Source organism: Pseudoduganella sp. RAF53_2 (assembly GCF_052113985.1).
Classification (GTDB): domain Bacteria; phylum Pseudomonadota; class Gammaproteobacteria; order Burkholderiales; family Burkholderiaceae_D; genus Rugamonas.
Genome location: NZ_JBFRDW010000143.1, coordinates 1 through 10,630, shown reverse-complemented (window position 1 = coordinate 10,630; position 10,630 = coordinate 1). Strand labels below are relative to the sequence as shown.

14 protein-coding genes and 1 pseudogene are annotated in these 10,630 nt (G+C 61.3%); 14 read left to right on the top strand and 1 reads right to left on the bottom strand.

Features of this window, described 5'->3' with window-relative positions; all coding sequences use genetic code 11:
• From AB4Z11_RS10985 to AB4Z11_RS10935, 11 genes and pseudogenes are all read left to right on the top strand, one after another.
• A pseudogene (locus AB4Z11_RS10985) lies at positions 1-351 on the top strand (hypothetical protein); the annotation flags it as partial.
• Positions 348-794: a phage GP46 family protein gene (locus tag AB4Z11_RS10980; protein ID WP_442025283.1), complete on the top strand. Its 447-nt coding sequence runs from the start codon at positions 348-350 to the stop codon at positions 792-794. The pseudogene AB4Z11_RS10985 and the gene AB4Z11_RS10980, both read left to right, overlap by 4 nt.
• Positions 794-1,912 carry a baseplate J/gp47 family protein gene (locus tag AB4Z11_RS10975; protein WP_442025282.1) on the top strand — a complete coding sequence of 373 codons (1,119 nt, stop codon included), beginning with the start codon at positions 794-796 and terminating at the stop codon, positions 1,910-1,912. Before AB4Z11_RS10980 ends, AB4Z11_RS10975 begins: the two co-directional genes overlap by 1 nt.
• Positions 1,913-2,476, top strand: a complete 564-nt coding sequence (locus AB4Z11_RS10970; RefSeq protein WP_442025281.1) for a YmfQ family protein — start codon at positions 1,913-1,915, stop codon at positions 2,474-2,476.
• An 8-nt stretch (positions 2,477-2,484) separates the two neighbouring features.
• A complete protein-coding gene (locus AB4Z11_RS10965) occupies positions 2,485-3,762 on the top strand; it encodes a hypothetical protein (protein ID WP_442025280.1) in 1,278 nt (425 codons plus the stop codon).
• Entirely contained in the window at positions 3,762-5,288 is a 1,527-nt protein-coding gene (locus AB4Z11_RS10960) for a hypothetical protein (protein ID WP_442025279.1), read from the top strand. The genes AB4Z11_RS10965 and AB4Z11_RS10960 overlap by 1 nt, the downstream gene beginning before the upstream one ends.
• On the top strand, positions 5,289-5,699 hold the full coding sequence (locus AB4Z11_RS10955; RefSeq protein ID WP_442025278.1) for a hypothetical protein: 411 nt from the start codon (positions 5,289-5,291) through the stop codon (positions 5,697-5,699). It begins immediately after the preceding gene.
• A gap of 64 nt (positions 5,700-5,763) precedes the next feature.
• On the top strand, positions 5,764-6,090 hold the full coding sequence (locus AB4Z11_RS10950; RefSeq protein WP_442025277.1) for a hypothetical protein: 327 nt from the start codon (positions 5,764-5,766) through the stop codon (positions 6,088-6,090).
• Between the two features lie 11 nt (positions 6,091-6,101).
• Entirely contained in the window at positions 6,102-6,560 is a 459-nt protein-coding gene (locus AB4Z11_RS10945; protein WP_442025284.1) for a glycoside hydrolase family 73 protein, read from the top strand.
• A 51-nt stretch (positions 6,561-6,611) separates the two neighbouring features.
• Complete coding sequence (locus AB4Z11_RS10940; protein ID WP_442025276.1) at positions 6,612-7,202, top strand: hypothetical protein; 591 nt, start codon at positions 6,612-6,614, stop codon at positions 7,200-7,202.
• Positions 7,199-7,624 carry a DUF1353 domain-containing protein gene (locus AB4Z11_RS10935; protein WP_442025275.1) on the top strand — a complete coding sequence of 142 codons (426 nt, stop codon included), beginning with the start codon at positions 7,199-7,201 and terminating at the stop codon, positions 7,622-7,624. Before AB4Z11_RS10940 ends, AB4Z11_RS10935 begins: the two co-directional genes overlap by 4 nt.
• Positions 7,625-7,652: 28 nt before the next feature.
• Here the strand turns inward: AB4Z11_RS10935 and AB4Z11_RS10930 are convergent, their stop codons facing one another.
• Positions 7,653-8,450 (bottom strand): hypothetical protein, encoded by a 798-nt coding sequence (locus tag AB4Z11_RS10930; RefSeq protein WP_442025274.1) that lies wholly within the window; start codon positions 8,448-8,450, stop codon positions 7,653-7,655.
• A 151-nt stretch (positions 8,451-8,601) separates the two neighbouring features.
• Here AB4Z11_RS10930 and AB4Z11_RS10925 point away from each other — a divergent pair, with 151 nt between their 5' ends.
• From AB4Z11_RS10925 to AB4Z11_RS10915, 3 genes are all read left to right on the top strand, one after another.
• Complete coding sequence (locus tag AB4Z11_RS10925; protein WP_442025273.1) at positions 8,602-9,390, top strand: DNA adenine methylase; 789 nt, start codon at positions 8,602-8,604, stop codon at positions 9,388-9,390.
• A 132-nt stretch (positions 9,391-9,522) separates the two neighbouring features.
• Positions 9,523-10,380, top strand: a complete 858-nt coding sequence (locus tag AB4Z11_RS10920; protein WP_442025272.1) for a ComEC/Rec2 family competence protein — start codon at positions 9,523-9,525, stop codon at positions 10,378-10,380.
• On the top strand, positions 10,377-10,630 hold a 254-nt coding region (locus AB4Z11_RS10915; RefSeq protein WP_442025271.1), incomplete at its 3' end, for a hypothetical protein. The genes AB4Z11_RS10920 and AB4Z11_RS10915, both read left to right, overlap by 4 nt.

The following is a 10,630-nucleotide window of genomic DNA, read 5'->3' as shown; positions in this document are numbered from 1 at the left end:
CGCATGCGCAGCTTGAGGCCAGGAGAGGTGTCGATCTCCGACAACCTCGGGCAGTCTGTCCTGCTAAGTCAGGACGGCATTGTGGTCAACGGCGGCGGCTTGCCGATGCGGATCGAGAACACGCCCGAGGTCACGGTGGACACACCGAAAGCCATATTCACCGGGGACGTGCAGATCGATGGCAACCTGGACGTGGACGGCAACATCGTCGCACAGGGTGATATCTCCGACCACGGCGTGAAGAGCATGGCCGGTATGCGAGAGGTCTACAACGGCCACTCGCACCCGGTCGAGGGAGTCAAGGCTGGCACCGATTCCGTCACAAGCAAGAAACCGGGGCAGGGGCAATGAGCGACACGATGATTATCTGGAACCGTGCAACTGGTACGGGTGACTGGGCGATGGACGGTCCCACGCTGCTCTCCGGGGGCGAGCTGGAAAGCGCCGTGCTGATTAGCTTGTTCACGGACAGGACGGCCGGGGAGGATGACGAGATCCCAGACGGGACAGGCGATCCTCGCGGCTGGTGGGGCGATCTCGGGCAGGCCGTGCCGATCGGTTCGCGGCTTTGGCTGCTGGAGCGCGAGAAGAAGACCCCGGAGACACTGAACCGGGCACGCGACTACATCGGCGAGGCGCTGCAATGGCTGATCGATGACAGTGTGGTCGGGTCGTTCGGCATCGACGTCGAATGGCAGAACGGGGGCGTGCTTGCTGCGCGAGTGGTGGCGTTTCGGCCGGACGGCAGCAAGGTGGCGATGCAGTTTTCATGGATCTGGAATAGGACGAATTAATGCCGTTTACACGACCTACTTTGACAGCGCTGCAGGCGCTGGTGGCCGCCGACATTGCGGCCGAGGTTGGTGGCGCCGATGCGCTGCTGCGCTTCTCCAGCCTGGGTGCTACCGGCCGAGCGCAGGCGGGGCTGGCCAACCTGCACTATGGCTATTTGGACTGGATCGCCAAGCAGGCCGTGCCTTTCACCTGCACGGACGAATTCCTGGAGGGCTGGGCTGCGCTGAAAAGCGTCTTGCGCCAGCCGGCCCGGGCAGCAGCGGGACAGGTGAAGTTTTCCGGGGCAGCCGGCACGCCGGTTCCCCTCGGTGCCGGCGTGGTCCGCAGCGATGGCGTGCCGTTCGTTACGACGGCCGCCGCTGTGGTCGGCGTAGACGGCACAGCGGTGATCCCGGTTGCCGCTGTGCCCGATCCATCCGGGCTGACTGGCGCCTTTGGCAATACCGCCAAGGGCGCCACTATGACGCTGGCCCAATCGATCGCCGGCGTGCAATCGAACGGCGTGGTCGATGCTGAGCTGAAGGGCGGTGCCGATCTGGAGTCGAACGACAACTTGCGCAGCCGCATGCTGATCGCCTTCCAGGAGCCGCCGCAGGGCGGGGCCAAGGGTGACTATGAAGCATGGGCTAAGCAAGCGCCGGGCGTTACGCGCGCCTGGTGCAAGCCCAACGGCTTCGGCGCCGGCACGGTGGTGCTGTTCGTCATGCTCGATGAGGTCCGCAGCAGCACGGGCGGCTTCCCGATCGGCGCCGATGGTGTCGCGGCCCTGGAGGCGCGTGGCGTTGCTGCGGCAGGCGACCAGCTGGCCGTGGCCAACTACCTGTTTGGCGTCCAGGCCGCCGTTGGCCTGGTGTACGTGGCTGCGCCGATGCCGCACCAGGTCGACCTGCAGATCGCGGGCTTGCCGGAATCGGTGCGCGCAGCGGCGACTGCGGCGGTGGACGGGCTGCTCAAGGCGCAAGGCGCACCCGGTGGCACCTTGCCGTTCGGCTCCGTGTGGTCGGCAATTGCTGGCGCCGTCGCGGGCAACTTCTTCACCGTTACGCCTTCGTCGGACGTAGTTTGCCCTCCTGGCTACATCCCGGTGCTGGGCCAAATCACCTATATGGGGGCATAGATGGCCGCTCCGCTGTATTCCGCCGCCGATTACCTCGGCGCGCTGCAGGCGCTCATGCCGCGTGGCCGTGTTTGGCCGCGCGACCCTGGCGCTGTGCAGACCAAGGTACTGGCTGGCTTGTCGGCATCCTATGCAGCCCAGAACGCTCGATCGAACTATCTGCTGCAGGATGCCTTTCCGCAGACCGCGAACGAGCTGCTGCCGGAATGGGAGGCGACGCTCGGTCTGCCGTCGCCCGTCATCGGACCGGCGCCGAGCATCCTGGCGCGGCAGACGCTGGTGGTGGCGCGGCTGGTTGGGCCGGGTGGCCTGACGATCCCGACGCTGACCAGGTTCTCCGGCCTGCTTGGCTACGCGGTCGAGATCCGGGGCGGCGCGCCGTTTCGCTGCGGTCAAAGCAAGTGCGGGCAACAGCTGGGCACCGTAGAGCAGATGTATCGGCTGACGGTCACGGCGCCAGCGGCAGCGGCCACGCCGTTCGGTGCATACGGCCCGGCCGTGTTGCAGAACGAACTGAATCGCCTGATCCCGCCATACGCGGTCCTGACGTTCCAATTCAAATGAGGTAGTGCATGTATCAAATTGATGTGCCAAGCGCGGCGCAGGCCCTTCCTGCGCCCTCTAATCCGGGTGTGCCCGGCTTCTTCACCGATGGCGATCTGCTCGGAGGTGTGCAGCCCACGATCCTGCCGGCCCACTTCCTCAATGCCTTGATGCTGGAGCTGCTGTCGGTGCTGAGCGCCGCTGGCATCGCGCCGCAGAAAGCGCAGTACGGCCAGCTGGCCGCCGCGATCAAAACGATCTCACAGGCGCCAGGCGGAAATTACGCGATCGACACCGGCACGGCGAACGCCTACGCGGCGGGGTTCGCGCCGGCGATTACTGCGCGCACCGATGGCCTGACGCTGAAGTTCCGCGCTACGACGAGCAACACCGGGGCGGTAACGTTCTCCCCGGACGGCCTGGCTTCCAAGCCGATCCTCGGCGGCGCGCAGGCCGCGCTGCAGGGCGGTGAGATCGTAGCCGGTGGCATCGTGGAGGTGGTGTGGAATGCGTTGCTCGATGCCTGGGTGCTGCTCGGCTGCACCGGCGGCGCGCAGCAAGTCGGTCTGGCAACGAACCCCAAGCATGCGGTCCAGAAGTCGCAGCTCGGCGCCGCCAGCTATCTGGGCATTGGCCAGGGGCTGGAAGACGATGGCGCCGGTGGCCTGCGCCTGAAGCTGGCAGATAACAGCCTGCGGCGAACTGCCGCTGGCGTGCAGGCTAGTGGCCAAGTCGCGTACTTCGCCGGTGCGCGTGCTGTGGTGGCCGCCGATAACCGCGCCAGCTTCGTTTCCACTGCGGCCGGCGCGCTGGCTGTGCCAAAGGCGACGGCCGTGTGGAACGGCTTCTCGTTCGCGGTCGATGCCCAGGTGGGCGATGTGGTGCTAACGCCAAACGCTGCGGACAAGATCGACAACGGCCCAGTAGGTGGGACTTATCTGGTGCCGGAGGGCACCAGCGCGACGTTCACCTCGGACGGCGTGGGCAACCTGGCGGTTGTTGGGCAGACGGCCATTCCGGGCGCGAGTCCGGCGCCGCAGTATGTGAATACGACCAGGAGCCTGCCATCCGGCCAGTTCACGGTGGATTCGATGGCGGGGCCGCTCACGTTGACATTGCCGGCGTCGCCCGCAACCGGGACGTCGGTGCGGATCATCGATGGTTTCGGCGCCTTCTGGACCAACAACGTGACGCTGGCACATGGCGCCGGCGACAAGATYGAAGGCAACACGCAGAACCTGGTGCTGGATATGCCGAACATCGACATCCTGCTTGTATTTAAAAACGGAAACTGGAGCATTCAGTAATGGCAAATCTGAGCCAAATTTTCAAGAACGGTCAGGCCCTGCAGGCGAAGGCCGGCCCGCTCGCCATCAATCAAAACGACGTCGTAGCCTTGGGCGGCTATCCATTCGGCCTGTATCCGGTACAAGTCGGGGACTATGCGGCGGTGGCTGCCGCTGGCTCGTCGGCCGTGGCGCTGACGACGTACTCCTCGTTCGGGCGAAACACGAGCTATCAGCGCAATCGCGCGGTGCTCGATCCGACCGATGGCTCGCTGTTCATCGCTGACACCTATCTGACCGGCCCGACAGGCTGTCAGATTTGGAAGTATTCGTACTCGGGTGCTTTGATCGCTGCCACCATCCTGGACAGCACCAGCACGGGCACGCAGAACGACGTGCAGATGGGGTATCTCTCGAATGGCAACATCATCGTCTTTTGGGCGAACATTGCCACGCCTTACACCCTGTATTTCGCCATCGTTGACAAGGCGCTCAATGTCATCGTGGCCAAGACCGCGATCGCAAGTACCGGCACGAACCCGCAGAACTCTCCTCACATGTTGCCGTTGTCTGGAGGCGGCTTCGCGGTTGTGTACTGCAATTCTGGTGATGGCTCGTACTTCACCATCCGCGATAGCGCAGGCAACATCGTCAAGGCGCCGGTCAAGATGGCCGGTATGACGGCGCCCACCTCGGGCAATGGCAACGGTCCACGTTTCAAGATGGCCCAGCTGTCGAACGGCAACATCGTGGTTGCGAGCATCGACACCTTTGTAGTCAACCAGTTGCAGTACATGATCTACGACACGGCCGGTAATGTGATCGTCGCCTACACGGCGCTGGTCAGCGGCTCGGGTAACAGTACGGCGAACAACTCAGTGCCCGAGATTTCGGTGCTGCCTGGGTACTTCTGCATTGCCAGCGCAGGGGGCAAGGGCTATGTCTTCAGCAATGCCAACGCGCAGCAGGGTGCCGCCATCGCCCTTAACAATGCTTCGAACGGGTATGGTTCCGTCCTGATCAACGATGGCCAGTATTTCTGGTTTGGGACTTACGTGTCGTCGCCAGCGGCCTTCTGGCTGACGCGCATTTCGACGGCTGGTGCGGTAGTGGCCACGGCCACGCCGGCAGCCGAGACGGTGATCGATATGTTCTTCGATCGCGGCGGCGCCCTGGTCATGTGCAGCGGCACGAATGCCTACGTGTTCACGCTCAATGCGAATGGCGTGCCCACGCTGGTAACGTCCTCGGCGTTCAGCATGACGCAGCAGGCCATCGGCAACGTCGGCGACTTCTGTGTCATCGGGCTGCAGCAGGGCAAGTTCAACGTCGTGAAGTATCTGTCGGCATCGATCTTCGGTATCGCGCAAACCGCCGTGGCCGCCGGCAATGCGGGCGCCCTGGTGACTGTGAACGAAGGGCCGGGTGGCTATATCACGAACGAGATCAGGGGGAGTGTCGGCAAGAGCTATGACCATTCGTCCGCGTCGCCGCCGGGTAACAAAGGCGTCCTGTTCATCAATTCGACCACGCTCAAGGGGATCTAAATGCCAGCGATCAAAAACAACCTGACGGGCGACGTTACTGTCGTCGCGCTTGCGCCGCAACTAGTTGCCGGTATTTGGGAGTGCGGCGACCATCGCTTCACCGATCCGGACGGAACGCACTTCGAGCCGATCGCTGTGGCGCCGACCGTTACGCCGATGGAATTTCTGATGCTGTTCACGGCAACTGAGCGTATTTCTATCAAGTCCGCGGTCGCTGGCAAGCCGGGTGCCACGCCGCCAGTGCCGGCGGACGTTTTCCTGGCGGACTGGTGGAGCATCGTCACCGATCCGCGCCTGAAGGAGGTAATCCTGGGGCTGGACTCGGTGCGCCAGGCAATCGCCTATTTGGTTCAGAAGGGGCACGTCGCCGATGAGCGGCAGGCCGACATTCTGGCTGGGCGCATCCTGTAAAAGCTACTGTCGTTCAATCTATGGCCGCCTTCGGGCGGCTTTTTTTCGCCTGGAGAAAATGCGCATGTCGCAAGAAAGTATCGAAACAACCGTCGCTCGGCTGGACGAGCGTTTCAAGGGTTTCCAGAAGTTCGTCATGCAGATGGCGGAGGACCAGCGCCGCATGGCGGAAAGCTACGAAAAGCTGGTCGAGAACAACAGCAAGGTCGGCCTGGTGGAGCAGGAAGTTATCTCCCTCAAGGAAAGCGTACGGGTCATCTGGACGAAGCTGGACGCAATGACCGAAGAAAGCAGCAAAAGTAGTCAGCTCTGGCTGTGGGAGATCGCCAAGGCCACGCTGACTGCCGGCGGCGCCGTGCTGACGGCCAAGCTGTTCGGGGTGCACCTGTGAGCGCGCCGCTGATGACGCCGGCCGAGTTCGTCGCGGCCGTTGGTCCAGCTGCGCGCGCATCGATGGCAGTCACTCGCATCCCTGCGAGCTTCACCGTCGCGCAGGCGGCCCTGGAGTCGAGCTGGGGTAAGTCGCAGCTCGCCGTCCAGGCCCGCAACCTGTTCGGCGTGAAGGCGAGCGCTGGCTGGACCGGCGACGTGCTCACGATGGACACGCGAGAGTTCATCAAAGGGCAGTGGGTGGTGGTGCCGGCGCGCTGGCGCACGTACGCGGACTGGCTGGCCTGCATCGACGACCACGCCCAGTTCCTGCTGAAGAACCCGCGCTACAAGCCTGCATTCGCCTGCCGCGATGCGGAGTCGTTCGTGCGCGCCGTTGCTGCTGCCGGCTATGCGACCGACCCGCAGTATGCGGACAAGATCATCGCAGTTATCCGTGGGCGCAGCCTGACAGCGCTCGATAAGCAGTAATTCACCACCTGGCCCGGTTTTCCGGGCCTTTTCTTTTTGGAGGCTTTACCAGTGAATCGCCAAGTCGCAATCCAGTTCTTCGCCGTGCTTGCCATCATCGCCGGCATTGGTGTCTCGTACTTCCCGCCGCCGACCAATTCCGAGGCCATCTGGGCGCTCGTAAGCGGCTTCCTGGGCTATGGCGCCCGTGACCTGTTCGGCCCGCACGACCCGCCAGCTGACGGTGGTGATGCGCCGACGTTCTCCAAGCAGGCTGGGTTTGCCCGGCTGCCGTTGCTGCTGATGCTGGCGTTGGTCTCCGCTGTGGCGCTCTCCGGGTGCGGCGTGATGAATGCCTATACCGGCGCTGCGCTCACGGCCGGCGAGGCCAATTACGCCGGCGCTAAGCAAAACGTCATGGTGGTCAGCGATATGAAGATGATCGTGTGGGCCGATGCCGCCTGCGCCTTGCCGCTCGGCGCTCTGGCCCGAAATGCGACCGGGAATCCGAACGCGGTGAATGCCGCCCTGGTGGCGTGCCCTATCCCCAACGTTGGCATCGTGCAGACGAAGGATGGTCAGGTGCAGGTCCAGCTGTCTCCAGCCAGCCCAACGCCGCCGTACACGCCGCCATCGACGGAAGCTAAGGCGGTGGCGAAATGACCGGCCGCTTCCTGACCGAGCTGGCGACGGTGCTGGTCGATGACCTGGCGTGCAGCGGGCGCGGCATTTGGCGTGTCACGGCGCCGTTGCAGTATCAATCCGACATTCTCGGGCGCACGATCGAAGTGGAGCCTGGTTTCCTGACGGACTTTGCGAGCGTGCCGCGTGTGCCGGTGGCGTACTGGCTGTTCGGTGATACGTCGCACCGTGCTGCCGTCATTCACGACTGGCTGTACCACCATCACGAAATCTGCGATGAGAAGACGGCCAACAAGGTGCTGCTCGAAGCTATGGAGGCTGAAGGCATCCCGGCCTGGCGCCGCACTTTCATCTACCTGGGCGTGAAGATCGGCGGGACTTCCTCCTGGCTGGAGGACTCGCGCGGAAATGCGCACCTGGTCGTGGACGGTCGTATCGTCTGACCTCGAAGCAGTGCAGGCGTCTGCACAGCTACGCTGGGCCGGTTGTATCGAATGCGGATTCGATGGCTTGCTTTAGGATGGGGCACTGGTTGAGATCGCGGGCGAAGTAGTACTGCGCCGAATTCTCAACGGCAACGCCATTGAAATGGCCAATCGCACGGAAGTCGGCCACACTGTTCTCCATTCCTGCCACGAGGCAAATTTCGGGTGTTAGGGGCACTATCGAGAACATCGAAAAAGTATCTGGCACAAGGAACTCTCCGTGGCCCGGCCGCGCCCTCAGTATGCCCCACGTAGTGCCTGCCATTCTGACGCGGTTATCGTCAAGCATGCCGTGGAGGGAAGGGCCAACCAGCAGACGGCCGGGCATTGTCCCGTCATTGCGGAAGAACATCACGCCGTGCTTTTCTAGATGCTCTTCCGTGTCCTTGTCAATGCGCCGCTCAGGGCGGTGCATGCGCAGCTGTTGGTCAGCCAGAGGACGTTGCTTGAATTTGTGGCGAAGAATCCAGAGGAGATAGTAATCCGTGATGGCGCCGTGCTCTTCCTGCGCGAAGCTCCGCTYTCCGGCCAGTATTCTCTCTGCGATTTGCTGGAAGGCTATCTCAATATCCCCCATTAACCCGTGTTCTGTTCGGTGATCCCATACGCGGTCGGCGCAGAACAATACATCCGCCGCGCTCCTGCGGCGTGTTCGGCCAGGCCCGACCTCATGCACTTCAACCCCGCCGTCGATGGCAAAGCGCTCGATGCTTCGCTTCGGGAATATGTGCTGTTTGATCGTGAGGCGGTGCGGGTTGCCTGGCTGTGTGCGTTCAGGGCGCATTCAATCTCCTATTTAGACAGAGCGCCCGCCGCCACTGCGTCAACAGTGACGGCGGGCCTCATTCCACTGAGTTAGCAGTGAACCAAGCAAGGCTCTGCACCCTCCGGAGGGCGGCAGCAGTCTAGCACAGAAACGAAATAAGGTTTACTCTGTGGCAACACCAATCATTCCTTGGATCGGCGGCAAGCGACGCCTGGCCGATCGTCTTCTCCCTCAGTTCCCTCCCCATACCTGCTACGTTGAGGTATTTGCCGGCGGCGCCGCGCTGTTCTTCATGCGGCCACCGGCAGACGTGGAGGTCATTAACGACATTAACGGCGAGCTGGTGAACTTGTACCGGGTCGTCAAGAATCACCTAGAGGAGTTCGTCCGCCAGTTCAAGTACGCGCTGTCGAGCCGCGACGTGTTCAAATGGATGCAGGCGACTCCGCCTCACGTGCTGACAGACATTCAGCGAGCGGCCCGCTTCTTTTACTTACAGCAGCAAGCGTTCGGCGGGAAGGTTCAGGGGCAAACCTGGGGCACGGCTACCACGGCGCCACCGGTGAACCTGTTGCGCATCGAGGAGAATCTGTCGGCCGCTCATCTGCGGCTGGCTAGCGCCTATATCGAAAACATGGACTGGTACAAGTGCATGGAGCGATACGACCGGCCGCATACGCTGTTCTATCTCGATCCTCCGTATTGGGAGACGGAGGGCTATGGGGTGGATTTCCCATTGGCCGAATATGAGCGGATGGCTGAACTGATGGCCCGGCTAAAGGGAAAGGCCATCCTCAGCCTGAACGATCATCCAGACATCCGGCGAGTATTTGCGCGTTTTCAGATGGAAACGACGGGTATCTCATATACGGTCGGCGGCGGTGGGCGGGCCGTCGAACGGCAAGAGCTGATCATCTATAGTTGGGATAAGGCCAGCGAGCCTGCTGGACTGTTCTGATCGAAGGCTGCCATGCGGACATCTGCGTGGCAGCTTCATTGATCTGGTTGAATTACTAAGCGTCAATTACACTTGTTTGTTGAAAATATACTATGATTCACAGTAACGACAACTTTGCTGTGAGGATGGGATATGCCGGGCGAAATGGTGGTCAGAATATTCGACGTTGAGCACGGTCAGTGCGCAATGATTGCTCATCATGAAAACGGCCAGATGGGTGCCTTGGCGATGGTGGACTGTGGCTGTACAGCAAACTGGCGGCCCAGCGCCTTCATCAAAAACGTTCTGCGTCGCGAACGAGTAGATTACTTGTTCATCACGAACGCAGACCAGGATCACATGAGTGATTTAGACGGCTTATGGGAAGCCGGAGTTGACGTTTCCGTGTTGTTCCGCAACTCTACTTACACAGCTGACCAGATCCGCGCGATCAAGAGAGAGAGTGGGCCGCTCTCGCGCGATGCCGAGAGGTACGCGAGTATGGCGGAAACCTTTAATGCAGACGTCAGCCGCCCTTTTAACGAATCTATGGGCGGGATCACTGTGAAAACCTTCAGGAATTCGTACCCAGAGTTCGAGGACACGAACAATCTGAGCCTAGTCGCGTTTTTCGAATTTGCCGGTTGGGTCATTTTATTCCCAGGGGACTTGGAGGTAGCTGGTTGGAGGGCCCTGCTTAAGAATGCAGAATTTTGCAGGATGCTGAAGCGGACCAATATTTTCGTTGCGTCACATCATGGCCGGCAAAGCGGCTTTTGCGATGAAGTGTTCAACCACGCGAACCCGGACGCGTTTGTGATCTCCGATAAATCTAAAGTTCACACGACGCAGGAAACCTTGCCGGATTACCGTAATGTAGTAGATAAAAAGGGTCTCTTCGTGCGCACGACCGGCAAGACAAGGCATGTATTGACGACGCGTCGCGATGGGACGATCACGTTCCGGTTTTTCGAAGGTAATTTCACGGTGGACACGGAGACGCGCGGATGAGCAAGCAAAGTAAGAAATCACTGAAAGGGCAGAACCTGCCGCTGCTGTCTTCATTCGTATTGGCAGATGTGCTGCTGGTGGGGTGGCTCCTTTCCTCGCAGGGGCAGCAATTTAACTGGCAGACGGTCTTAGGTGGTCGAGTTTTGACCGGCAGTTTATTCCCTGTTCTATGCCTGTTGTTAGGGGCGCTACTTCCTGCGTCCTTGAAGGCTACTCTCGTTTATTGGCGGTTGCGCGATGTACTGCCTGG